The sequence below is a fragment of the Phaeobacter porticola genome, assembly GCF_001888185.1.
GTDB lineage: Bacteria > Pseudomonadota > Alphaproteobacteria > Rhodobacterales > Rhodobacteraceae > Phaeobacter > Phaeobacter porticola.
In genome coordinates, this window is record NZ_CP016364.1 from 2,594,192 (window position 1) to 2,617,299 (window position 23,108).

A 23,108-nucleotide genomic window follows, 5' to 3' on the forward strand; every position below is an offset into this window, starting at 1 on the left:
CAGTTATGACCGAGAGCCTTTCCCCCATGCCCCCGTCCATTACGGACAGCCATTGCCATCTGGATTTTCCCGATTTCGAGGGTGAGCTGGACGCGCTGATTGCGCGGGCAGCTGAGGCCGGTGTGACCCGCATGGTCACCATCTGCACCAAACTGCGCAATGAACCCACCGTGCGTGCCATCGCCGAGGCGCATGCGCCGATCTTCTATGCGGCGGGCACCCACCCGATGAGTGCCGCAGACGAACCGCTGGTCTCAGTGGACGAGCTGGTGGCGCTGGCGCAGCATCCGAAATTTGTCGGCATTGGCGAGACCGGACTGGATTATCACTATACCGCCGACAGTGCAGAGGTGCAGAAGACCTCGCTCAGAACCCATATTACGGCGGCGCGGGAAACCGGCCTGCCGCTGATCATCCACGCCCGCGCGGCGGATGACGATATGGCGATGATCCTGCGCGATGAAATGGCCAAGGGCGCCTATTCCTGTGTGATGCACTGTTTCTCCTCCTCGCCTGAACTGGCACGGGCGGCGCTGGATCTGGGGTTCTACCTGTCGATGTCGGGCATCGCCGCCTTTCCCAAGAGCCAGGAACTGCGCGATATCTTTGCCACCGCCCCGATGGAGCGGATTCTGGTGGAAACTGACGCGCCCTATTTGGCACCGCCGCCCTATCGTGGCAAACGCAATGAGCCGGCCTATACCGCGCACACCGCCCGCGTGGGCGCAGAGGTGTTTGATGTGGGTTACGCCGATTTCGCCGCCCAGACACAGGCCAATTTTGACCGGCTGTTCTGGAAGGCTGCCAAATATGAGGCCGCCGCCTGATGGGCGTGCTGCGCTTTACCATTCTGGGCTGCGGTTCCTCCGGTGGGGTGCCGCGACTGGGCGGGCATTGGGGCGATTGCGACCCGGACAATCCCCGCAACCGCCGCCGCCGCTGCTCGCTGCTGGTAGAGCGGGACGGTCCCGAGGGCACCACGACGGTGCTGATTGACACCTCCCCCGATATGCGCAGTCAGTTGCTGGACACCGGCACCGGGCGGCTGGACGGGGTGGTCTATACCCATTCCCACGCCGATCATGTGCATGGCATTGATGATTTGCGGATGATCGTCTTCAACATGCGCGACCGCATTCCGGTCTATGCGGATGGTGATACCCAAAACGCGCTGCTGTCGCGGTTCGGCTATGCCTTTGTGCAGCCCGCAGGCTCCCCCTATCCGCCCATTCTCGACCTGCGCAGTATTGACGGTCCGCTGACGATTTCTGGCCCCGGTGGCGATATCATCCTGCGCCCGTTTGAGGTCAACCACGGCTCCATGGATGCGCTGGGGTTCCGAATTGGCGATCTGGCCTATCTGCCGGATGTGGCCAAGATCCCTGACAGCGCGCTGGCGGAATTGCAGGATCTGAACTGCTGGATCCTTGATGCGCTGCGCCGCAAGCCGCATCCCACCCATCTATCGCTGGACGAGGCGCTGGAGTGGATCGAACGGATGGCCCCAAAGCGCGCGGTGCTGACCAATATGCACATTGATCTGGATTATGCGCAGGTCGCCGCTGAGACCCCTGATCACATTGATCCCGCCTATGACGGGATGGTGATCGAATACCCGATCTGAGCCGCCACATAAGGCGCCCGCGACCCCGCCCACAGGAAGGCACATCATGTTTCAGAGCTTGATTGATGTCATCCTGCCGGTGTTTCTGGTCATCGGTGCGGGCTATGTCGCCACCCGTCGCGGGTATTTTCAGGCCAGCCATGTCGATGGGCTGATGAAATTCACCCAGAGCTTTGCCATCCCCTGCCTATTGTTTCGCGCGATTGCGACGCTGGACCTGTCGGCGAGTTTTGATCCGCGCCTGCTGATCAGTTTCTACACCGGTGCCGCGATCTGTTTCTGTCTGGGGATGGCCGGTGCGCGGCTGATTTTCAAACGCGACTGGGAGGATTGCGTGGCCATAGGCTTTTGCTGCCTGTTCTCCAATTCGGTGCTGCTGGGCCTGCCGATCACGGAACGCGCCTATGGGGCCGACAATCTGACCGGCAACTACGCGATCATCGCCTTTCACTCGCCGTTTTGCTACGGGCTGGGGATCACTGTGATGGAGATCGTGCGCAACAAGGGTGCGGGCGGTATCGCTACGGTGAAATCGGTGTTCAGCGCCATGTTCAAGAATGTGCTGATCCTTGGCATCGCTCTGGGGTTTGTGGTGAACTTCTCGGGCCTGTGGATCCCGCAGGCGGTGGATGAGGCGCTGTCGCTGGTCATTCGCGCGGCGCTGCCAACGGCGCTGTTTGCGCTGGGGGGCGTGCTGGTGCAATACCGCCCGGAAGGCGACCTGCGCACCATCGGCTTTGTCTGCGCAATCTCATTGATGGTGCATCCGGCGCTGGTCTGGAGCATGGGCAGCGCCTTGAAGGTGCAGCCGGATCTGTTCCGCTCTGCGGTGCTGAATGCCGCGATGGCGCCAGGGTTCAACGCCTATATCTTTGCAAACATGTATGGGCGCGCGAAACGGGTGGCGGCGTCCTCGGTGCTGATTGCCACGGGATCCTGTATCCTGACGGTCTGGCTCTGGCTCTTGATCCTGGGCTGAGCCACGAAAAAGGGGCGCCGCAGCGCCCCCGTGATCTGTTTCCATGGCGACGATCAATCGCCGTCTGCCACCCCGCGCTGGCGCAGCCGCGCACGGCGGGCACGGTAGCTGGGCAGGATCACCAGAAGGGCCGCCAGCCCCAGCAGGCCGATGGTCATCGGGCGCTCCATCAGAAAGCCCAGCCCATCATAGAGCTGCATCGAGCGGGAGAAGTTATCCTCCAGCATTGAGCCCAAAATGAAGCCGATCAGCAGGGGCGCGAGCGGATAGTCGGCAAAGCGCAGCACCGTGGCACAAATCCCCAGACCCACAAGGATCAGCAGTTCGGTCGCATTGTTCTGCCCGATATAGGCCCCCATCAACGTGAAGAAGAATATGAAGGGGATCAGATAGTTGCGCGGCACCGCCAGCACCTTGGCGATATAGGGGATCAGCGGCAGGTTCAGAACCAGAAGGATCAGATTGCCGACATACATGGAGATGATCACGGCCCAGAAGATCTCCGGCTCATCCACCATCAGGCGCGGCCCGGGCGAGACATTGAGCGCGATCAGCGCGCCCAGCAGGATCGCCGTGGTGCCGGAGCCGGGAATGCCCAGCGTCAGCAACGGCACAAAGGAGCCTGTGCAGGCGGCATTATTGGCGCTTTCCGGCGCGGCGAGGCCTTTGATGGCACCCTTGCCGAATTCTTTCTGCTCCTCCTTCGGGGCGATATTGCGCTCCACCGCATAACCAAGGAAGGAGGCGATGGTGGCCCCGGCACCCGGCAGCACGCCGATCAGGAAGCCCTGAATCGACTGGCGGCCAATCACCGGCGCGATGGATTTCGCCTCCGCCCTGGTGATGCGCAGATCCTTGATCTCATTGCTGCCACCTTCGGTCTTGGAGCGGCCAGGATCCAGCACCAGATACAGCGCCTCTGGCAGGGCAAACATCGCCATGGCCAAGGTGATGAAGCCAAACCCAGATTGCAGGTCCATGATGCCCATGGTGAAGCGAGGCATATTGAACAGCGCACCCTCACCTACCGTGGCCATGATCAGGCCAAGCACGGTCATCAGCAGGGCCTTCACCACCTGACCGGTGCCTGCAAAGGCGGCGATGGCAGAAAGCCCCACCACCATCAGCGCGAAATATTCGGCGGAGTGAAACAGCAGGGCGACACTGGCCAGCGCGGGGGCGAAGATCATCAGCAGGATCGCGCCAATGCTGCCACCGCAGAAGGACGAAATCGCCGCCACGGTCAGCGCCTTACCCGCCTTGCCCTGTCGCGCCAGCGGATAGCCATCGAAGGACGTCGCCACGGTTGAGGCCACGCCCGGCGCATTGATCAGGATGGAGGAGGTGGAGCCGCCAAAGATGGCGCCATAATAGACCCCCGCCAGCAGGATCAGCGCAGCAGAAGGATCACCGATGGAAATCGCCACCGGGATCATGATGGAAATGATGCTCATCGGGCCAAGACCCGGCAACATGCCGATGAAGGTGCCGATGAGGCAGCCGCCGATCACCATCAGGAGGTTACTAAAGGAAAAGGCCGTGCTGAGGCCAATCAGAATACCGTCCAGCATATCAGCCCCCAGTCCCCATGAAGAAGGGCAGCGGGCGCAGGTAGATACCCAGCACCTGCTGCACCAGATACCAGACCACACCCGCCGCCAGAACAGCGATAGGGATCAGGATATGCAGCTTGCGTTCGCCAAGGATCATGGCGCTGATCACCAGAAATGCGACGGTAGAAATCAGGAAGCCAACCGGACGAAGCGCCAGCGCGTAGATCACCATCATCGCCAAAAGTGCGGTGGCCTGACCCAGCTTGTAGTCCAGCAGGCGGCGGTAATCGATGTCGCCGGCCTTTGGGCCCGCATCGGCTTTCTGCGGCGACAACAGGATGATCAGCGCGCAGATCACCGCCATGACAGACAATCCCTTGGGAAAGGTGCTGGGCCAGATGGCATTGAATTTCATGAACGGCGGTAGCCCTTCGTCCATAGTGAAAAAGGCCGTGTAGCCATAGGCGAGGCTGATCATGAGAATGACCAGCGCGATCCATCGGTCGAGCGCCATTGGGCTCTCCCCCCTTTGGTGAGATATGTTCAGAGTGAAACCTGAGCGGCGGCGCGACCTCCTCCCGAAGATGCGCGCCAGCGGTTTCTGTCGTCAGAGGCATGGCGCCCGGCACCTCTCGGACCGGACGCCTGTCTGCTCTGCCAGACTTAGAGGAAGCCGAGTTCCTGCATCAGGCTTTTGATGACCTCTTCCTGACCTTCCAGGAAGCTGACGAAATCATCACCGCTGTTGTGGATGTTGACCCACCCGTTGCGGGCGCGGACCTCTTCCCATTCGGGGGTGTCATACATCTTGGCCAGAGCGGCGCGGTAGGCGTTGACCTTTTCCTCTGGCAGGCCGGGTGCGCCAAAGAAACCGCGCCAGTTGACGAAGGTTGCGTCGATCCCCTGTTCTTTCATCGTGGGGGCGTCTGCATAGGCGGGCACGCGGTCCTCGGCGGTGACGCCAATGATTTTCACCTCGCCTGCGTTGGCCAAATCAATCGCCTCGGAGAAGCCGGTGGAGAGTGCTGCGATTTCACCGGAGAGAAGGGCGGCCATGGCAACCCCGCCTGCATCATAGGGGATGTATTTCACCGCTGTTGGCTCTTCGCCTGCGGCCTTCATCACCATTGCGGCGACCAGATGATCCATGCCACCGGGAACCGAGCCACCGCCGATGGCGGTCTTGCGCGGATCGGCCTGATAGGCCGCGATCAGATCGGACATGGAGTTGATCGGGCTGTCCTTGCCCACCACGATGGCCGCGTAATCGCCAATGGTGCCTGCGACCATGGTGAGGTCACGGAAGTTATGCGGGAAGACACCGGTCAGCGAGCGGATCACAATCGGGGTGGAGTTCACCATCAGGGTGCCGTGATTGCTCTCGGCGTTTTCGATCAGATAGCCGATCGCCTTGCCACCGCCACCGCCGGACATGTTTTCAAAGGAGGCATTGCCCACAAGGCCCGCCTTGGTCAGCGCCTCACCGGTGCCGCGCGCGGTGCCGTCCCAGCCGCCGCCTGCGCCGCCGGGGATCAGAAAGTGGATGCTGTCCACCATCTCATCCGCAGAAACCGGCGCAGCAAAGGCCAGTGTCGCAGCGGTCACCGCCATCAGGGCGCGCCGGGTCAAAGTCGTTTTCATCTGTTTGTCCTCCCATTTGACAAATGGCGGCTTGGCCGCTCATGACTGAAGGGGAACACGTCAAGCTGACACAAACCTGTCACACTCAATTTCACAGTCGCCCACCCGCCCTATTTATGGATAGATCCCGATGCGTTTCCTGCTGGTCGAAGACAACCTGAGCCTGGCCTCTGCTGTCGAGGACCGGCTGCGGATGGATGGCCATGTGGTGGATCATGCCCCGGATCTGGCGGTCGCGGATGACTATGCGGCGACGGCGGATTACGATTTGATTTTGTTGGATATTATGCTGCCCGACGGGGACGGCCGCAGCTTTCTTAAGTCTCATCGCAACCGTGAGGGCACAACGCCGGTGATCGTGCTGACTGCGCGATCCGAGGTGTCGGACCGGGTGGGCGTGCTGGATCTGGGCGCGGATGATTACATCACCAAACCCTTTGATTTTTCCGAACTGGAAGCGCGCTGCCGGGCCGTGTTGCGGCGCCATGGTGGCGGCAGTTCCAACCAGAAACGATTCGGCGCGCTGGTGTTTGATCCCTTGGCGGGCACGCTGGTGGTGGGCGACAAAACCGTCTCCCTGCGCAACAAGGAGCTGCGGCTGCTGGAAATTTTCATCAATGCGCCGGACAGGATTTTTTCCAAATCGAAACTGGTGGACCGGCTGTTTTCCTATGAGGAAGACGTCTCGGAAAATGCGATTGAGGTCTATGTGGCACGGCTGCGCAAACATCTGGCCGGGGCGGATGTGGAAATCACCACGGTGCGCGGGCTGGGCTACCGGATGTCGCTTGCATGAGCCGCGCGCTGCCGACCAGCGGGTCAATCCGGCGGCGGTTGACGTTGCAACTGGTGGGCAGCGCCGCCTTTCTCGCCTCGCTGTTGTTCTTCATCGTGTTGGTCTTCACCCGGGATGTGTCGCAGCGCACCCATGACAGCATTCTTCAGGCCTCGGCCACGTCGATTATGGACTCGGTGTCTGTACGGTCGGGCGACGTAACGGTCGATATCCCCTACTCGGCGCTGTCGATGCTGGGCAATGTCAGCGATGATCGGGTGTTTTATCGGGTCGCACAAAATGACCGCCTGCTCACTGGCTACGGCGACCTGCCGCTGCCTGATCTGCTGCCCCAGCGAGGGCAGCCGCGATTTGATACTGCGCCCTACAAAGGCGATAGTATCCGCATGGTGACGCTGGCGCGGCGGGTGTCGCTGAACGGTCAGGTCTCCGATGTGGTGATTTCCGTGGCGCAGACCCGCGAAGGGCAGTCGGCGCAATTGGCGGAGCTGACGCGCACCGCGCTACAGCTTGGTCTGGGGTTTTTCATGATTGCAGCGTTTTTGGCAATCTGGGCAGCACAGTCCAGTATTCGACCGCTTGCCGAACTGGCCGAGGCTGTGTCGCGCCGTGGACCGAAGGATCTGCGCCCGGTGCGCCGCCCAGTGCCGTCGGAGATGATCCCGCTGGTGACATCGCTCAACCGGTTTATTGAGCGGTTGCGGATTTCCCTCTCTCGGTCCGAAGATTTCATCGCCGAGGCGGCCCACCGGGTGCGCACACCGCTGGCCACGGTGCGCGCGCAGGCGGAGATCACATTGAGGCGGGTTGAGCGGGACGAAAACCGCGCCTCGCTGCGCGAGATGATCCGCGCGATTGACGAAAGCTCCCGCGCGGCGGGGCAGTTGCTGGATCACGCGATGGTGACATTTCGCACCGACAGCCTGCTGCGTGAGGAGGTGGATCTGGGTGCGCTATCGCGCGATCTGCTGAACCGGCTGCGCCCTATTGCGGAGCTGAAAGATATTGCGCTGCATTCCGACCTGCCGCAGACGCCGCCCCTGTCCGGCGATCCGATCCTGATCCAGAACGCGGTGCGCAACCTTTTGGACAATGCGATCAAATATGCCCCTGCCGAGAGCGACATTCAGGTGATCCTGCGCAAGGAGGGCGCAGAGCTGCGGCTCAGCATCATTGATGAGGCGGGCGGGTTTCCCAGCGGCGATACCGAGGCCCTGACGGCGCGGTTTGCGCGGGGTGCCAATGCCGAAGGGACGATTGGCTCGGGCCTTGGGCTTACGATTGCGCGTGAAGTTGTGGAGGCCCATGGCGGGCGCCTGACCATCGCGCCGAGCCAGGCCACCAGCGGGCCACCGGCTGCATCTCCAAGACGGGAGGGATCATGCGTTTCCTTATGCTTTCCAGTGCTTTGACAGGCCTGATCCGCGCAGCCTGTCTGGTGGCCCTGACCCTTGTTCTGCCAGCGTTCGCAGCGCAGGCGTTTGAGGTGGAGGATCGGCGCCGGTTCGGCCCCGCCGCCGGTGAGGCGAGCGCGGAAATCCTACGGGTTCTGTCCACCACGGACACCGATCTGTTGGCCCCGCTGGTCGAGAGCTTTCTGCGCACCCGACCCACGGTGGTGGTGGACTATGTGTCGGTCAGCAGTTCAGAGCTGATGCGCGCGGTGGTGGAGGAAGGCCCGGCTTTTGATCTTGCTGTATCCTCGGCGCTGGATCTGCAGACCAAGCTTGCCAATGATGGGTACACCCGCGCGCATTCCCCCGCTGGGCGGCTGAAAATCCCGGATTGGGCGGTCTGGCGCGATCATGTCTTTGCCTTCTCGCAGGAGCCTGCGTCGATCGTGTTGTCGCCCGCCGCCTTTGACGGGCTGGAGATGCCGCGCAGCCGTCAGGCGCTGATGTCGCTCTTGCGCCGCTACCCCAACCGGTTTCGGGGGCGCATCGGCACATATGATGTTGAGAAAAGCGGGCTTGGCTATTTGTTTGCCACCCAGGATCTGCGCACCTCAGAGAGTTTCTGGCGGATGATGGAAATTTTCGGCAGCCTTGATTTGCGGCTCTATTGCTGCTCCGGCGAGATGATCGAGGCGGTGTCGCGCGGGGAACTGGCCATCGCCTACAACGTGCTGGGCAGCTATGCCCGTGCGCGGGACGATCTGGCGGAGCGGATCGAGATCGTCGATCCGCAGGACTATACCAATATGATGCTGCGCACGGCTGTCGTGTTGAGAGGGGCGGAGCGCCCGGATCTGGCGGGGGCATTCATCGACCACCTTTTGCGGGCCGCTTGGGGCAACGGGCGCGATCCGGACTACCCTTTCCCGCGCTACGCCACCGCCGAGACCAACCCCACCGCCGCCTTGCGCCCGATCCAGATGGGACCGGGGCTGTTGGTGTTTCTCGACCGGCTGAAACGGGCGCGGTTCCTTGAGGAATGGCGCAGCACCGTCTTGCAGAAGTAGCGCGAGCGCTTAGCGATAGAGCAGCGACTGGCCGTTGTGAAAGAGATGCAGCTTGGCCGGGTCAGCGTAGAGCCGCACAGAGGAGCCGCGCAGCCCCTTGTGAATGCCGGGCAGCTTGGCAATCAGCGGGTCCTTCCCCTCGCCCGCCGCGATGTAGAGCACGGTGACCTCGCCCAGGGCCTCCACAATATCGACACGGCTGTCAATCAGCGCGCCGCCTGTGCCTGTTTCCACCAGATCCTCTGGCCGCACGCCGACATTCACGGCGAGGCCCTGATCGGCGTCGGTCGTGGGGATATCGGCCATGACCTCCTCGCCGCTGTTGAGCCGCACGGTGGTGCGTGGGCCGGTGGCAATCACGCTGCCGGGGATCAGGTTCATGGCAGGTGAGCCGATGAACTGGGCGACAAATTCATTTTCGGGTCGCTGATACAGGTCCAGCGGGGTGCCCACCTGTGCGATGCCTTTGTCGGCCAGAACCACAATACGGCTGGCCAGCGTCATCGCCTCCACCTGATCATGTGTCACATAGATCATGGTGCTGTCCGGCATCGCCTCTTTCAGCTGGGCGATTTCGATGCGGGTGGCGACCCGCAGCGCCGCGTCCAGATTTGAGAGTGGTTCATCAAAGAGATAGACCTTCGGATCGCGCACGATAGAGCGGCCGATGGCAACCCGCTGCCGCTGCCCGCCCGACAGCGCCTTGGGCAGGCGGTCGAGATAAGGCTCCAGCTGCAGGATCTTGGCGGCACGGTCGATGGCGGCGTCGATCTCGTCCTTGCTTTTCTTCGCGATCTTCAGCGCAAAGGCCATGTTGTCGCGGACGGTCATATGCGGATAGAGCGCGTAGGATTGAAACACCATCGCGATGCCCCGCTGGGCGGGCGGAATGTCATTCATCACCGCATCGTCGATTTCCAGCGTGCCGCCGCTGATCCGTTCCAGCCCCGCGATCATCCGCAGCAAGGTGGATTTGCCGCAGCCGGAAGGGCCGACAAAGACGATCAGCTCCCCCTGTTTGATATCGAGGTTGATGTCTCTCAGAACCTCGACGCCGCCCCCGTAGGTTTTGGCCACATTGGTCAATTTCAGGTTTGCCATCTACTGGTCCCTCCCCTGCTCGTCGTTTCTGTCAGCCCCGCACCGCAAGGCAGGCCTGCCACGGTGCCAGCGCAACGCGCCCGCCATTCGGTGGTAGATCGGCCAAGGCGATGTCGGTGTCGGGCTTCTGCCATGTGCCCTGCGGCAGGGTGATCTCTGCCGGGATGTCCCCCAGATTGAAGGCACAGAAGATCACCTCATCGCGGTCCTGACGGGTGAAGAAGGCGACATTGCCCTCTGCCCGCAGCTGATCATGGGTGCCCACCGCCAGCGCCGGATGCGCCTTGCGCAGGGCGATGGCGCGGCGGTAGTGGTGCAGCATGGCGTCCGGGTCGGCCTCCTGACTGGCCACGCTCAGATTCAGATGTTCGGGCGAGACGGGCAGCCATGGCTTGCCCTCGCTGAAGCCGCCCGCGCCATTCGACGGCTCCCAGACCATGGGCGTACGGCAGCCATCGCGCCCTTTGAATTCGGGCCAGAACTCAATGCCATAAGGATCCTGTAGGTCTTCAAAGGCAATATCTGCCTCCGGCAGGCCCAGTTCCTCACCCTGATAGATGCAGGTGGTGCCGCGCAGGCACATCATCATCGTGTTGAACAGGCGCTGTGCCGCCGGGTTGAGACCCCAGCGGCTGCTGTGGCGGATCACATCGTGGTTGGAAAACGCCCAGCAGGCCCAGCCATTTGCGGCAACGCGATCCACCTCGGCAAAAACCTCGGCCAGCCGGGAGGCCGTCAGCACATCCTTGGCCAGAAGTTCGAAGGCATAGCACATATGAACACCGGTGTTGGCCGCCGTGTAGCTGCCCATGATCTCAAGGCCGCGCTGCGCATCGCCCACCTCGCCCACGGCTGCCTTGGCCGGGTATTCATCCAGAAGCGCGCGGAACCGGCCCAGGAAGGCGAGGTTTTCCGACTGGTTCTTGGAATAGAGATGTTCCTGGTGATTATAGGGGTTCACCGAGGGGGCGATGGTAGCGTTGCGTTGCTCCGGCGGCAGGGCCGGGTTCGAGCGCAGCTCTGCATCGTGGTAGTAGAAGTTGATCGTATCAAGGCGAAAGCCATCAACGCCGCGCTCCAGCCAGAAGCGGGTCACATCCAGCAGCGCGTCCTGCACGGCGGGGCAGTGGAAGTTCAGATCCGGTTGCGAGACAAGGAAGTTGTGCAGGTAATACTGCTCACGCCGGGGATCCCACTGCCAGGCAGAGCCGCCAAATATCGACAGCCAGTTGTTGGGCGGCGTGCCATCGGGTTGCGGGTCGGCCCAGACGTACCAATCGGCGCGGGCATTGTCGCGGCTCTGACGGCTTTCACCAAACCATGCGTGCTGGTCAGAGGTATGCGACAGCACCAGATCAATCATCACCCGCAGGCCCAAACGGTGGGCGGCGGCGACCAGCTGGTCAAAGTCGGACAGGCTGCCAAACATCGGGTCGACGTCGCAATAATCCGAAACGTCATAGCCAAAATCCTTCATCGGGGAGGTGAAGAACGGCGAAATCCAGATCGCGTCCACCCCAAGCGATGCGATATGCGGCAGGCGCTCGGTGATGCCCCGAAGGTCACCGATGCCGTCGCCGTTGCTGTCCTGATAGCTGCGTGGGTAGATCTGATAGATCACCGCACCACGCCACCAATCGGGGTCAGCGGCGAGAAGCTGTGCCGGGTCGAGTTGAGCTTGAGCGTTCATGGCAGTTTTTCCATAGTCTTAGAATAAGGGCAGCGCCGGTGTGATCCGGCCTGCGGATCAGATCACTTGATCGAGCCTGCAAGGAGGCCACGGACGAGGTATTTTTGCATCGCAAAGAAGACGGCGAGCGGCACCGCAATCGAGACGAAAGCGGAGGTGGCGAGGATCTCCCAATTGCCGCCACGGGTGCCCAGCAGTTCAACAATCTGCTTGGTCATCACCGTGGTTTCTCCGGTTGCGTCGATCAGGAACACCATCGCCACCAGAAGGTCATTCCAGGTCCACAGGAACTGGAAAATCGCAAAGGAGGCCAGCGCCGGGAACGACAAGGGCAGGATGATGCGCACAAAAATCATGAAATCGGTGGCGCCATCGACGCGGGCGTTTTCAATGATGTCGCGGGGAATGCCGACCATGTAGTTGCGCAAAAGGTAGATCGCGAGCGGCAGGCCAAAACCGGTGTGCGCCATCCAGACACCGATGTAGCCCTTGCCGATGCCGATTTCATTGTGGAACTTCAGCAGCGGGATCAGGGCCAGTTGTAAGGGGACCACCAGCAGGCCGACGATAGCCGCCACCAGAAGGGCGCGGCCCGGAAACTCCATCCACGCCAGCGCATAGGCGGCAAAGGCCGCGACGAGGATCGGGATGATGGTGGCCGGGATGGTGACGGTCAGCGTGTTGAAAAACGCCTTTGCCATATTGTCTGTCGCATTGCCGGACACCAGCACGGTTTCATAGTTCTCCAGCGTGAATTCCGGCGGCACGGTTGCGGTGACGAACACACGGGGGCCGCGTTTACCACTGATTTCCTCTGTGCTTTCCAACCTGTAGGCGCCATCTGCCGCAACCATCAGGGTGCCGCCACGGCGCAGCTCTGCGCTGATGCCGGGTTCATAGGCCGCAGGGTCGCGCGCAGAGGTGCCCCAAGCAGAAATCTCGCTGCTGGTGCCTTCGGCAAAAAGACGCCCCTCAATCACATAGAGGTCGCCCTCCTGCACCTGTGCGCTGGGTGGATCGGTGCGCAGGGTCAGGTTCTGCTCGCTTGGGAACATCGCACGCCACCAACCGCTGGTCGCGATCTGGTCCGAGGTGCGGAAGGACGACACCAAGAGGCCCAGCGTCGGGAACAGCCACAGCCCCACAAGCAGCACCACAGACAGGCGCAAGGCCCAGATCAGCGCGGGTTTTTCTCCGGCAATAACAGTCATCGCGGTCTCCTCAGCGCATTTCGCGGCGGGCGTTATAGACGTTCCAGACCAGTATCGGCAGCACCAGCAGCATGATGACCATGGCGCTGGCAGAGCCGACGCCCCAGTCATTGGCGCGGAACAGTTTGTCGTACATGTAGTTGGCCAGGACCTGCGTCTCCCACTGGCCGTTGGTCATGGCAAAGACGATGTCAAAGACCTTGAGCACGACGATGGTTATGGTGGTCCAGACCACGACGATGGTGTCCATGATCTGCGGTACCTTGATCTTGAAGAAGATCTGAAACGGCCCGGCCCCATCCACGATGGCGGCCTCCACGGTTTCTTCCGGGATGCCGCGCAGGGCTGCCGACAGGATCACCATGGCAAAGCCGGTCTGGATCCAGATCAGCACCATCATCAGAAAGAAGCTGTTCCAAAACGGAATTGTCAGCCACTGCATCGGCCCGTCGCCGCCGAAATAGATGTAGAGCGCGTTCAGAACGCCGATCTGGTCGGTGCCTTCGGGTCGCGCGTCATAGACCAGTTTCCAGATCACCGCAGCGCCGACGAATGAAATCGCCATCGGCATGAAGATCAGCGATTTAGCGATATTGCCCCAGGCCAGCCTGTCCGTCAGCTGTGCGGCCAGCAGACCAAAGGCGGTTGAGGCCGCAGGCACGACAAGGAGCCACAGGAAGTTGTTCTGAAGCGCCTCCCAAAATTTCGCCTCCGCCAGCATCTGCTGATAGTTGGCAAGACCGACAAATTCCGACCCGCCACCGGGAACCCGTTCGGTGACCGACAGGCGCAGTGTTTCAACCACCGGATAGGCCAGATAAAGCCCCAGCGCGAGCAATGCGGGAAAGAGGAACAGCCAGGGCCGGATCATATTGGCGCGACGGATGTTGCGGGCGATATGCGCGCCGCGCGCTGGAAAGATCACCCGGTCCAGCACGAGATTGGAAAAATAGAAATAGCCGACACACCCTCCGACGCCAAAGGCGATTGTGAGCAGTCCCTGAATGGCTGGATGCATGGTATATCTCCCTTGGTGGTGGAGCGTGGCGCCGGACAGGCGTCCGGCAGGTCACGGGGTCGCGCAGATGGGCGTGTCACGGGGGGCGAAAACAGCGATGACACGGGAGCGATGATGCGGGTCGGCCCATCGGGGCCGACCCACCCCTATCGATGACTTACTTCAGAGCATCCCAGGAGGACTGGATCTCTGCTGCGACCTCTTCAGCCGGGGTGCCGCCAGCATAGCCGACCATACCGGTCCAGAAGGATCCCGCGCCTACTCCACCCGGCATCAGGTCAGATGCGTCAAAGCGGAAGGTATCGGCAGAGAGCAGGATCTCCCCCATCTTCTTCAGCGTGTCGGTGGCATAGACATCGGTGTTCACGCCCTTATGCGGGGTCAGGAAGCCCTGTTGCGCCATCCAGACCTCATGTCCGATGGGGGATTTCAGGAACTCCATCAATGCGCGCGCGCCCTTGCTGTCGTTGGTGATTGACCACAGGGTACCAGCGCCCAGAACCGGGCTGCCCAGATCCTTTTCCGCGTAGGCCGGGAAGTAGAAGAAATCTGCGTCCAGACCCACTTCGGTTCCTTCTGGGAAGAACGCCGGGATAAACGACGCCTGACGGTGCATCAGACATTGCGGCGGGCTGGCGAACAGGCCTTTGGGGCTATCGCGGAAATCGGTGGAGGCCACGGCGCCCGCACCACCCGAGACGTAATCGTCATTGCGGGCGAAATATCCGAACTCCTCGATGGCATTCACAACACGCGGATCGGTGAAGGGGATTTCATTGCTGACCCATTGATCATAAACGCCCGGATCCTGGGTGCGCAGAATCATGTCCTCAACCCAGTCGGTTGCAGGCCAGCCAGTGGCACCACCAGACCCCAGGCCGATGCACCAAGGCGTGTTGCCATCGGCGACCATCTGATCGGTCAATGCCTTCAGCTCCTCCATCGACTGGGGGATGTCATAGCCGAAATCTTCAAATGTTTCAGGTACGTACCAGACAAGGGATTTGACATCCACCTTGTAGAACAGGCCAAAGACATCGTCATTGCCATCCGGCCCCGTGAAGGTGCTGAGATCAACCCAGGAGTCACCGGCGGCATAGTTTTCACGGACCCAATCGGCGGTCTCGCTGCCCAGCGGCGCGATAAAGCCGCGTGCTGCCATGTCCGACACAAGACCCGGCTGCGGGAAGACGGCGACGTTGGGCGCGGAGCCTGCCTCTGCATCGACGACGATCTGCTGCTCAAAACTGTCAGAGCCAGTGTAACGCACATCCGCGCCGGTGGCTTCGGCGAAATATGCCAGGACCTTTTCCACAAGCTCCTGATCCGGGCCAAGCCAGGGGCCGAAAACCGTAACCTGCTCCCCCGAAAGATCAGTTGCCTTCAGCGCCTCGAAGCTCTCCCAGTTAAACTCTCCCTCGCCGACCGGAAAGGTCAGCGCGCCTTCGGCCTGCGCAAGACCAGCAGACAGGGCCAAGACGCCGGCTGCTGCCAAAAGACTGCGTTTCATGATGTTTCCTCCCGAGTGTTCAACGCGCCTGCCGTTTGTCACGGTTTCAAAGTTTTCAAAGCGCTTTGGATTTCAGCAAAATCCCGGATTCGGATGGAACTGTCAACAATTTCCCGTCCGAACACCAAACAACTATAAAAAACACGGGACTTGCCAGCCTGTCCCCTGCCCTGCCATAACTGCGCAGATGGCCCGTGGTTGCCCGGGGTGTAGACATTGAAATCAAAGCGCTTTGGAGTTTTCTGCGAATGAACCTGAAGGAACTGGCCGCCTATCTGAACCTGTCGCAAACGACAGTGAGCCGTGCGCTCAACGGCTTTCCCGAGGTGAGCGAAGCAACCCGTAAGCGCGTCGCAGCCGCCGCAGAGCAACACAACTACCGCCCCAACACCCGCGCCAAAGCGCTGGCCACAGGGCGCGCAATGGCGATTGGTCACGTGATCCCGTTGTCGTCGCAGCATGAGATGGTGAACCCAATCTTCGGCGACTTCATCGCAGGTGCCGGCGAGAGCTACGCCGCGGCCGGCTATGACATGGTGTTGTCGCTGGTTGAGGATAAGAAGCAGGAGAAAGCCTATCGCGAGATGGCCTCCAAACGGAATGTTGACGGCATCGTTCTGCATGCGCCGCGCATGTCGGATCCCCGGATCGGACTGTTGCGTGAAATCGGCCTGCCCTTTGCAGTGCATGGACGCGCCTCTGACGTAGAAGGCGATTATTGCTGGCTGGATGTGAACAACAAAAGCGCTTTTGACCGGGCGACGCGGTTTCTTATCGACCTTGGGCACCGGCGGATCTGTCTGGTGAACGGGTTGGAGAGCATGGATTTCGCCTGGCGCCGTCGGGCGGGCTATGAATACGCGTTAAAGGCGGCAGGCCTGCCGCTGGATCCCGCGCTAATGTATGCGGAGGAAATGACCGAGAGCTATGGCTATCGCACTGTTGTGAAAACCCAGGCGATGATAGATCCGCCCACCGCCTATCTGGTGTCGTCGATCATCCCCGCCATGGGGGTGCGCCGCGCGATTGAGGATTCAGGGCGTCAGATGGGGCGCGAGATTTCGGTGATCACCCATGACGATGACCTGTCCTATCTGCGCAACGGCGATGAGGTGCCGCAATTCACCGCCACTGTGTCCTCCGTACAGGAGGCAGGCCGCCAACTGGCCAATCTGCTGTTGGACCAGATCCGCAATCCCGGCCTGCCGCTTCCGACCCGTCTGCTTGAAGCGCAGCTGACCGTTGGCCGCTCGACCGGTCCTGCGCCCTCTCCTCGCTGATTGATCCCCCCGACAGGAGCCCCTGGCCATGTTCCGCAACAGCCGCGCTGATTTTCCCAAAGAGTTTCTTTTTGGCACTGCCACCTCTGCCTATCAGATCGAAGGTCACGGATTTGGCGGTGCTGGGCTCACCCATTGGGACAGTTTCGCCGCCACCCCCGGCAACGTCGTGCGCGCCGAACATGGCGGGCGGGCCTGCGACCACTACCACCGTTACGCCAAGGATCTTGATCTGGCGGCGGCTGCCGGGTTCGATTGCTATCGATTTTCGACCAGCTGGGCGCGGGTCATGCCAGAGGGGCGCGGCGCGCCGAACCCTGAGGGGCTTGATTTCTATGACCGGCTAACAGACGCGATGCTGGAACGCGGGCTGAAGCCCTGCGTGACGCTGTACCACTGGGAACTGCCACAGGCCCTGGCGGATCTGGGCGGCTGGCGCAACGGCGAGATTGCCAAGTGGTTTGGCGATTATACCGAGATCATCATGAGCCGGATCGGTGACCGGATGTATTCTGCTGCCCCGATCAATGAGCCGTGGTGCGTAGGCTGGCTGTCACATTTCCTTGGCCATCACGCGCCGGGTCTGCGGGATATTCGCGCCACCGCGCGAGCGATGCACCATGTGATGCTGGCCCATGGCACTGCCATTCAGGCGATGCGCGCCCTCGGCATGGGCAATCTGGGTGGCGTGTTCAATCTGGAATGGGCCACGCCCGTTGATGACAGCGCAGCCGCGCAGCAGGCCGCCGCGCGCTATGATGCGATCTACAACGGCTTTTTCCTTGGCGGTGCCTTTCACGGACGCTACCCGGATCTGGCGCTGGAAGGGTTGGAGCCGCATCTGCCACAGGGCTGGCAGGATGATTTTGCCACCATCACCGCGCCCGTCGACTGGTGCGGGCTGAACTACTATACGCGCAAACAGATTGCCCCTGACGCAGGCCCATGGCCGCAGTATGCCGAGGTGGATGGCCCGCTGCCCAAAACGCAGATGGGCTGGGAAATCTATCCGCAGGGGCTGTATGATTTCCTGACACGGACAGCGCGCGATTATACGGGTGATTTGCCGCTGATTGTGACGGAAAACGGCATGGCCAATGCGGATGTTGTGTCTGAGGGCGGGGTGGAGGATATGGCGCGCATCACCTTTGTCGATGACCACCTCGACGCCGTACGTCGCGCGATTGCCGATGGCGTGCCCGTACAGGGTTATTTCCTATGGTCGCTGCTGGACAACTACGAATGGGCGCTGGGATATGAAAAACGCTTTGGCCTGGTGCATGTGGATTTTGAAACGCTGAAACGCACACCCAAGGCGTCTTATCATGCGTTGCGATCTGCGCTTACGAGCGCATCTAAATAAGAGCGGTGCAGGAGCACTGGCGTCAGTCCGCCAGCCGCCCTGCCAATCGGTTCAGCACGGTGAGGCATTGTGAGAGCTGATCGAGCGTCAGGTATTCATCCGCCTTATGCGCCTGCGCAATGGATCCGGGGCCGCAGACGACCACATCCATGCCAAGCTCCTGAAACAACCCGGCCTCGGTGCAGAAGGGCACCAGCTCAGCAGCGTTGGTGCCAAGCAGATCCGCCATGAGGTTACGGGCCTCATTTTGGCTGGTAGGAGTGAGACCGGCCACCTCGCCCACCACCTCAGTCTCAATGCTGGCCTCCGGGTAGATCGCCTGCATCGCGGGCAAGAGAGTGTCGCGGCAATAGCGCGCCATCGTGTCCTTGACATGATCCGCGTCCGAGGGCTGCACCGGTCGCATCTCCCAATCCACCTGCGCCTTTGACGCGATAACATTATGGGCGCTGCCGCCGTTGAGGGCGCCGATGTTCAGCGTCGTCCAGGGCGGGTCAAAGCGGCTGTCCGGTGGGGTACGCTGTTGCAGATCGCCACGCAGATCCAGCAGGCGGCTCACATAACGCGCGGCATATTCCACCGCATTGACGCCCCGCCCCGGATCGGAGCCGTGCCCCTCAAGCCCCTGAAACCTTGTGCTGTATTCGTGGCAGCCTTTGTGCCCTTCGACGACGCGCATGCTGGTGGGTTCGCCGATAAGTGCCAGTCGTGGTTTCAGCTCGCGCTCGCGCAGGGCCTGCACCAGATGACCGGCACCAATGCAGCCCACCTCTTCATCATAGGTGAAGGCGAAATGGATCGGGCGGCGGCTAATTTGCGCGGCGAACTCTGGCGCCATGGCAAGTGTCGCGGCAATAAACCCCTTCATGTCGCAGGTGCCCCGGCCGTAGAGCCGCCCATCCCGTTCCACCATTGCAAAAGGATCGCTGGTCCAGTCCTGATCGGTCACCGGCACCACGTCACTGTGGCCCGACAACACAATCCCGCCATCAGCGTCCGGGCCAAGCGTGGCGAAGAGATTTGCCTTCTGCCCGCTGGCATCAAACATCACATCGACCCGCGCGCCGCAGTCCTCAAGCCGGTTGGCCAGATAGGCGATCATCTCCAGATTGCTGTCGGCAGAGACCGTGGGATAGGCGATGAGATCCGATAGAATGCCGGTGGTCTGCTCCATCATCCCGTCACCCCTTCACGAAGAGTTTGCGCTCAATAGAGCAGAGCGGCTCAGCAGCGCCTGTGTCGCGGATCAGCAGGGTTTCGGTGGTCTCCAGCCCCCATGTATCCATCCAGAGGGCCGGCATGAAATGGAACACCATGCCGGGTTGCAGCACAGTTGTATCCTCGCTGCGGATCGACGCCGTGCGCTCCCCCCAATCCGGCGGATAGGACAGGCCAACCGGGTAGCCCATGCGGCCCGAACGCTCGATACCGTGTTTGGCCATCACCGCCATGAAGGCATTGGCAATATCGCAGGTGCGATTGCCCGCGCGGGCCGCCTCGATCCCGGCGGCGATGCCTTCGATCTGCGCCGCCTCAATCCGCAACATCTCTTCTGACGGGGTGCCTAGAAACACAGTCCGTGACAGCGGCGCGTGGTAGCGGCGATAGCAGCCGGAGAGTTCGAAAAAGGTTGCCTCGCCCTGCCGCATCGGGGTGCCGTCCCAGGTCAGATGCGCCGCTGTCGCATCTAGCCCGGACGGGGTCAGCGGCACAATGGCCGGGTAATCGCCCCAATCGCCCTCCACACCGGTCACACCGGCATGCAGGATATCGGCCACCAGATCGTTTTTGCGCACACCGGGCGCGGCCCGTTCGATGGCGGTCTGGATCACCTTATCGGTGATCCGCGCGGCCTTGCGCATAAAGCCCAGCTCTGCATCGGATTTGGTCAACCGCTGCCAGTTGACCAAGGCCGTTGCCTCCGCCAGTGTCGCCTCCGGGAGGGCGGCCGTCAGCACCGCATGGGCCTTTGCCGAGTAGTAGTAATTCTCCATCTCGACCCCGATCCGGGCGCGTTCCAGCCCGAGAGCGCGCAGATGCCCGGCAAGATCCTGCATCGGATGTCGGTCGGTTGATTGGACATAGTGGTCGCCATAGCCCAGCAGCCTGTCCTGCGGCATCCAGCAGGTGCGGCGGGCGCCCATCATATCCATATGCCGCCCCCACCAGATCGGATCGCCGTCCCTCGGGATGATCACCCCCTGATGCACGTAGAACGACCAGCCATCGTAGCCGGCAAGCCAGGCCTGATTGGACGGATCGGTGACAAAGAGCGCGTCCAGCCCGGCATCGGCCATGGCCGCGCGCGTTTTGGCCAAGCGCTGCTGGTACTCGGATCGTTCAAACGGGATGTTTGGATTTGTCATTGTTGCATCCTTCGTCAACCAAGAACCGCGGTGACCGCCCGATGGGTGGCGGAGACCACCCGGTCGGCCTCATCCTGTGTCAGGCAGAAGGGGGGCGCAAAGCCCAGGATATCCCCCTGAGGCATGGCCCGCGCGATCACGCTGTCCTGCTCCAGCAATTTGGCTGCGATCTGCGGGCCGATCTTATCACTGGCGTCAAACAGGCGGTGGTTGTCCCGATCCGCCACGAATTCCACCGCGCAGAGCATCCCCTCGCCCCGTACATCCCCGACATTCGGGTGATCGCCGAGGGCCTTGCGCATCTCACCATTGAGATAACTGCCAACGGTCGCCGCGTTTTCCACAAGACCAAGCTGGTCAATCAGTTTGAGGTTGGCCACCCCGGCAGCGGCCCCGATAGGATGCGCCGAATAGGTCCAGCCATGGCCAATCGGGCCGTTCTCATCCGTGCCGCGTTCCAGCACCTGCCACATCTTTTCCGACACGATAGAACCGGACAGCGGTGCATAGGCCGAGGTCAGCCCCTTGGCGATGGTGATAAGATCGGGTCGCATGCCGTAGTGATCAGAGCCGAACATCGTGCCCAACCGACCAAAACCGGTCACCACCTCATCTGCGACCAGCAGGATATCATGCCGTTCAAGCACCGCCTGAATGGCGGGCCAGTATCCTGCGGGCGGCGGGACGATGCCCCCAGTGCCCAGAACAGGCTCACCTATAAAGGCTGCGATGGTATCAGCCCCTTCGCGCGCAATCAGCGCCTCCAGCTCGGCCACGCAATGGGCAACGAAGTCTGCCTCGCTCTGGCTGAGGTCTTCACGGCGGAAATAATACGGGGCCTCGGTATGGACCACCTGCGCCAAGGGCAGATCGAACTTGTTATGGAACAGCTCCAACCCGGTCAGCGACCCGGTCATCAACCCCGACCCGTGATAGCCCCGCCAGCGCGAGATGATCTTTTTCTTTTCCGGGCGGCCGAGGATGTTGTTGTAATACCAGATCAGCTTGATGTTGGTTTCATTGGCATCCGACCCCGAGAGACCGAAGTAGACCTTCGACATATGGTCGGGGGCGCGGTCGAGGATCATCTTTGCCAGGGTGATTGAGGCCTCGGTGCCATGCCCGACGTAAGAATGATAATAGGCCAGCTCGCGGGCCTGATCGGCAATGGCCTCGGCGATTTCAGGACGGCCATAGCCGACGTTCACGCAGTAAAGCCCGGCAAAGGCATCCAGCAGCCGATTGCCGTCGCGGTCCTCAATGTGGCAGCCGCTGCCGCCGGTCATCACGCGCTGTGGCAAATTTCCGCGAGCGAATTCCGCGAGATGCGTTGAAGGGTGGAAAAAACAGTCGCGATCCCACTGGTCGAGTTGGTCGTTACGTAGCATATGTGCTCACTCCTTGGCTGTGGCGGCGCGCCGCCTGAGGTCAAATGAAGGGAGCCAGTTGCACGCGACAGACCAAGAGGTGGTCCGTTTTTGAGCAGAAAAGGCTCCGCTCACCCGGACAGCAGCGCGCAATGCCTTTATTGCCAGGGTCGTACAGCAGTTGGAGCACGGCTGGTCTGCCGCTGGCAACTGATTTCTTCGCCGTCCTGTTGGATAATCCGCAACGGGCCCCAAGGCAGCTTTGGCTTTGCCCAAAGTGAAGTTTCCGCCCTGCGCAGCACTTTGCCATGGGAGGCACCGGGGTTGAGCCGTGTGGAGCGTGTCGTCGCCTTCCTTGAGGATCTGCCGATTACCCAAGGTTCCCTTGCCGGAACAAAATTGCAGATCCGCGATTGGCAGCGCGATTTTCTGGAAGCCATCTATGCTGAAGACGAAACCGGACGCCGCCCGGTTCGTACCGCTGTTACGTCGATGGCGCGCAAGAACGGCAAAACGCAGCTGGTCGCCGGTCTGGGTCTCTGCCACCTTCTAGGCCCTGAAGCCGAAGGGCGGGGCGAGGTCTACGCCGCGGCGAATGACAAGGCACAGGCGGGCAAGACATTTTCAGAAATGGTCGCGATCCTAGACGAGCACCCCGAACTGGACGCCCGCGTCAACGTGATCAAATTCAGCAAACGGATTGAGGTTCTGAGCGGTCATGGCAAAGGGTCCATCTTCCAAGCCCTCTCTGCCGACGCCAGCACCAAACAGGGGCTTTCCCCCAGCTTCACCATTTATGACGAACTCGGCACCGCCCCCAAGCGCAGTGCATCATGAGTGCTCTTGTGAGCGAGAAAGGCCTAATCTGGAACTCATTGGCACCGGCCTCCGCCAACTCAGTAGCACCATGTTTGCGCAGCCCGTGGGCACGGCACTTATCTGGCAAACCGGCCGCAACGCATTGATCACGAAACCAGTTTCAGAAGCTCTCAACAGTGTAGGTTTTGCCGTTGCTATGTGTGAGAAAAACACTTGCATCAGGTGGGACCTGGACGATCTCAGCAACGAGATTTGGCATATACGCCAAGGGCATTTCGGTATCTTGACCTGTCTTGCCTCGGCGATAGTAGATCACATCACCTTTGATG

The 23,108-nt window shown here is 61.2% G+C and carries 20 protein-coding genes; 9 read left to right on the top strand and 11 right to left on the bottom strand.

Annotated features, from left to right (window positions below):
* Positions 1 to 5 precede the first annotated feature (5 nt).
* From PhaeoP97_RS12420 to PhaeoP97_RS12430, 3 genes are read left to right on the top strand one after another with little or no spacing between them, the layout of a single operon-like run.
* The gene (locus PhaeoP97_RS12420) at positions 6 to 827 is read left to right on the top strand and encodes a TatD family hydrolase (protein WP_072505319.1); all 822 of its coding nucleotides are present in this window, start codon (positions 6 to 8) and stop codon (positions 825 to 827) included.
* Positions 827 to 1,624 carry an MBL fold metallo-hydrolase gene (locus tag PhaeoP97_RS12425; protein ID WP_072505320.1) on the top strand — a complete coding sequence of 266 codons (798 nt, stop codon included), beginning with the start codon at positions 827 to 829 and terminating at the stop codon, positions 1,622 to 1,624. The genes PhaeoP97_RS12420 and PhaeoP97_RS12425 overlap by 1 nt, the downstream gene beginning before the upstream one ends.
* A gap of 46 nt (positions 1,625 to 1,670) precedes the next feature.
* Positions 1,671 to 2,603 (top strand): AEC family transporter, encoded by a 933-nt coding sequence (locus tag PhaeoP97_RS12430; protein WP_072505321.1) that lies wholly within the window; start codon positions 1,671 to 1,673, stop codon positions 2,601 to 2,603.
* 53 nt (positions 2,604 to 2,656) lie between these two features.
* On the opposite strand, the gene PhaeoP97_RS12435 is transcribed toward PhaeoP97_RS12430, so the two are convergent.
* From PhaeoP97_RS12435 to PhaeoP97_RS12445, 3 genes are all read right to left on the bottom strand, one after another.
* Complete coding sequence (locus tag PhaeoP97_RS12435) at positions 2,657 to 4,174, bottom strand: tripartite tricarboxylate transporter permease (RefSeq protein WP_072505322.1); 1,518 nt, start codon at positions 4,172 to 4,174, stop codon at positions 2,657 to 2,659.
* Between the two features lies 1 nt (position 4,175).
* Positions 4,176 to 4,670 (bottom strand): tripartite tricarboxylate transporter TctB family protein, encoded by a 495-nt coding sequence (locus PhaeoP97_RS12440; RefSeq protein ID WP_072505323.1) that lies wholly within the window; start codon positions 4,668 to 4,670, stop codon positions 4,176 to 4,178.
* Between the two features lie 149 nt (positions 4,671 to 4,819).
* The gene (locus PhaeoP97_RS12445) at positions 4,820 to 5,797 is read right to left on the bottom strand and encodes a Bug family tripartite tricarboxylate transporter substrate binding protein (protein WP_072505324.1); all 978 of its coding nucleotides are present in this window, start codon (positions 5,795 to 5,797) and stop codon (positions 4,820 to 4,822) included.
* A gap of 130 nt (positions 5,798 to 5,927) precedes the next feature.
* Between PhaeoP97_RS12445 and PhaeoP97_RS12450 the strand changes: the two genes are divergently transcribed.
* The 3 genes from PhaeoP97_RS12450 to PhaeoP97_RS12460 are packed head-to-tail and all read left to right on the top strand — an operon-like array spanning position 5,928 to position 9,054.
* Positions 5,928 to 6,593, top strand: coding sequence for a response regulator transcription factor (locus PhaeoP97_RS12450; protein ID WP_072505325.1), 666 nt, complete (start codon positions 5,928 to 5,930; stop codon positions 6,591 to 6,593).
* Entirely contained in the window at positions 6,590 to 8,005 is a 1,416-nt protein-coding gene (locus PhaeoP97_RS12455) for a sensor histidine kinase (protein WP_072505326.1), read from the top strand. Before PhaeoP97_RS12450 ends, PhaeoP97_RS12455 begins: the two co-directional genes overlap by 4 nt.
* Entirely contained in the window at positions 7,975 to 9,054 is a 1,080-nt protein-coding gene (locus PhaeoP97_RS12460) for an ABC transporter substrate-binding protein (protein ID WP_072505327.1), read from the top strand. The genes PhaeoP97_RS12455 and PhaeoP97_RS12460 overlap by 31 nt, the downstream gene beginning before the upstream one ends.
* A gap of 9 nt (positions 9,055 to 9,063) precedes the next feature.
* On the opposite strand, the gene PhaeoP97_RS12465 is transcribed toward PhaeoP97_RS12460, so the two are convergent.
* The 5 genes from PhaeoP97_RS12465 to PhaeoP97_RS12485 form a co-directional block, all read right to left on the bottom strand.
* Positions 9,064 to 10,155 carry an ABC transporter ATP-binding protein gene (locus PhaeoP97_RS12465; protein ID WP_072505328.1) on the bottom strand — a complete coding sequence of 364 codons (1,092 nt, stop codon included), beginning with the start codon at positions 10,153 to 10,155 and terminating at the stop codon, positions 9,064 to 9,066.
* Positions 10,156 to 10,186: 31 nt separating this feature from the next.
* A complete protein-coding gene (locus PhaeoP97_RS12470) occupies positions 10,187 to 11,845 on the bottom strand; it encodes an alpha-glucosidase (protein WP_072505329.1) in 1,659 nt (552 codons plus the stop codon).
* Positions 11,846 to 11,907: 62 nt separating this feature from the next.
* Positions 11,908 to 13,056, bottom strand: a complete 1,149-nt coding sequence (locus PhaeoP97_RS12475) for a carbohydrate ABC transporter permease (RefSeq protein ID WP_072505330.1) — start codon at positions 13,054 to 13,056, stop codon at positions 11,908 to 11,910.
* A gap of 10 nt (positions 13,057 to 13,066) precedes the next feature.
* Positions 13,067 to 14,074, bottom strand: coding sequence for a carbohydrate ABC transporter permease (locus tag PhaeoP97_RS12480; RefSeq protein WP_072505331.1), 1,008 nt, complete (start codon positions 14,072 to 14,074; stop codon positions 13,067 to 13,069).
* 157 nt (positions 14,075 to 14,231) lie between these two features.
* Complete coding sequence (locus PhaeoP97_RS12485) at positions 14,232 to 15,584, bottom strand: ABC transporter substrate-binding protein (protein WP_072505332.1); 1,353 nt, start codon at positions 15,582 to 15,584, stop codon at positions 14,232 to 14,234.
* Between the two features lie 248 nt (positions 15,585 to 15,832).
* Here PhaeoP97_RS12485 and PhaeoP97_RS12490 point away from each other — a divergent pair, with 248 nt between their 5' ends.
* Positions 15,833 to 16,864, top strand: coding sequence for a LacI family DNA-binding transcriptional regulator (locus PhaeoP97_RS12490; RefSeq protein WP_072505333.1), 1,032 nt, complete (start codon positions 15,833 to 15,835; stop codon positions 16,862 to 16,864).
* A 28-nt stretch (positions 16,865 to 16,892) separates the two neighbouring features.
* On the top strand, positions 16,893 to 18,227 hold the full coding sequence (locus PhaeoP97_RS12495) for a GH1 family beta-glucosidase (RefSeq protein ID WP_072505334.1): 1,335 nt from the start codon (positions 16,893 to 16,895) through the stop codon (positions 18,225 to 18,227).
* Positions 18,228 to 18,249: 22 nt separating this feature from the next.
* On the opposite strand, the gene argE is transcribed toward PhaeoP97_RS12495, so the two are convergent.
* Genes argE through PhaeoP97_RS12510 form a run of 3 tightly spaced genes read right to left on the bottom strand, consistent with a single transcriptional unit; the run spans position 18,250 to position 21,981 of the window.
* A complete protein-coding gene (argE, locus tag PhaeoP97_RS12500; protein ID WP_072505335.1) occupies positions 18,250 to 19,404 on the bottom strand; it encodes an acetylornithine deacetylase in 1,155 nt (384 codons plus the stop codon).
* Between the two features lie 4 nt (positions 19,405 to 19,408).
* Positions 19,409 to 20,593: a M24 family metallopeptidase gene (locus PhaeoP97_RS12505; RefSeq protein WP_072505336.1), complete on the bottom strand. Its 1,185-nt coding sequence runs from the start codon at positions 20,591 to 20,593 to the stop codon at positions 19,409 to 19,411.
* A gap of 14 nt (positions 20,594 to 20,607) precedes the next feature.
* Positions 20,608 to 21,981, bottom strand: a complete 1,374-nt coding sequence (locus PhaeoP97_RS12510; protein ID WP_072505337.1) for an aspartate aminotransferase family protein — start codon at positions 21,979 to 21,981, stop codon at positions 20,608 to 20,610.
* Between the two features lie 312 nt (positions 21,982 to 22,293).
* Between PhaeoP97_RS12510 and PhaeoP97_RS12515 the strand changes: the two genes are divergently transcribed.
* Complete coding sequence (locus PhaeoP97_RS12515) at positions 22,294 to 22,797, top strand: terminase large subunit domain-containing protein (RefSeq protein ID WP_237029025.1); 504 nt, start codon at positions 22,294 to 22,296, stop codon at positions 22,795 to 22,797.
* Positions 22,798 to 23,108 lie beyond the last annotated feature (311 nt).

Excerpts from the sequence above, each read along its gene's own strand:
- PhaeoP97_RS12475 (WP_072505330.1), bottom strand. The coding sequence starts at position 13,056 with ATGACTGTTATTGCCGGAGAAAAACCCGCGCTGATCTGGGCCTTGCGC.
- PhaeoP97_RS12445 (WP_072505324.1), bottom strand. The coding sequence starts at position 5,797 with ATGAAAACGACTTTGACCCGGCGCGCCCTGATGGCGGTGACCGCTGCG.
- PhaeoP97_RS12490 (WP_072505333.1), top strand. The coding sequence starts at position 15,833 with ATGAACCTGAAGGAACTGGCCGCCTATCTGAACCTGTCGCAAACGACA.
- PhaeoP97_RS12435 (WP_072505322.1), bottom strand. The coding sequence starts at position 4,174 with ATGCTGGACGGTATTCTGATTGGCCTCAGCACGGCCTTTTCCTTTAGT.
- PhaeoP97_RS12420 (WP_072505319.1), top strand. The coding sequence starts at position 6 with ATGACCGAGAGCCTTTCCCCCATGCCCCCGTCCATTACGGACAGCCAT.
- PhaeoP97_RS12495 (WP_072505334.1), top strand. The coding sequence starts at position 16,893 with ATGTTCCGCAACAGCCGCGCTGATTTTCCCAAAGAGTTTCTTTTTGGC.
- PhaeoP97_RS12480 (WP_072505331.1), bottom strand. The coding sequence starts at position 14,074 with ATGCATCCAGCCATTCAGGGACTGCTCACAATCGCCTTTGGCGTCGGA.
- PhaeoP97_RS12510 (WP_072505337.1), bottom strand. The coding sequence starts at position 21,981 with ATGCTACGTAACGACCAACTCGACCAGTGGGATCGCGACTGTTTTTTC.
- argE (WP_072505335.1), bottom strand. The coding sequence starts at position 19,404 with ATGATGGAGCAGACCACCGGCATTCTATCGGATCTCATCGCCTATCCC.
- PhaeoP97_RS12460 (WP_072505327.1), top strand. The coding sequence starts at position 7,975 with ATGCGTTTCCTTATGCTTTCCAGTGCTTTGACAGGCCTGATCCGCGCA.
- PhaeoP97_RS12430 (WP_072505321.1), top strand. The coding sequence starts at position 1,671 with ATGTTTCAGAGCTTGATTGATGTCATCCTGCCGGTGTTTCTGGTCATC.
- PhaeoP97_RS12470 (WP_072505329.1), bottom strand. The coding sequence starts at position 11,845 with ATGAACGCTCAAGCTCAACTCGACCCGGCACAGCTTCTCGCCGCTGAC.
- PhaeoP97_RS12485 (WP_072505332.1), bottom strand. The coding sequence starts at position 15,584 with ATGAAACGCAGTCTTTTGGCAGCAGCCGGCGTCTTGGCCCTGTCTGCT.
- PhaeoP97_RS12450 (WP_072505325.1), top strand. The coding sequence starts at position 5,928 with ATGCGTTTCCTGCTGGTCGAAGACAACCTGAGCCTGGCCTCTGCTGTC.
- PhaeoP97_RS12505 (WP_072505336.1), bottom strand. The coding sequence starts at position 20,593 with ATGACAAATCCAAACATCCCGTTTGAACGATCCGAGTACCAGCAGCGC.
- PhaeoP97_RS12440 (WP_072505323.1), bottom strand. The coding sequence starts at position 4,670 with ATGGCGCTCGACCGATGGATCGCGCTGGTCATTCTCATGATCAGCCTC.
- PhaeoP97_RS12425 (WP_072505320.1), top strand. The coding sequence starts at position 827 with ATGGGCGTGCTGCGCTTTACCATTCTGGGCTGCGGTTCCTCCGGTGGG.
- PhaeoP97_RS12455 (WP_072505326.1), top strand. The coding sequence starts at position 6,590 with ATGAGCCGCGCGCTGCCGACCAGCGGGTCAATCCGGCGGCGGTTGACG.
- PhaeoP97_RS12465 (WP_072505328.1), bottom strand. The coding sequence starts at position 10,155 with ATGGCAAACCTGAAATTGACCAATGTGGCCAAAACCTACGGGGGCGGC.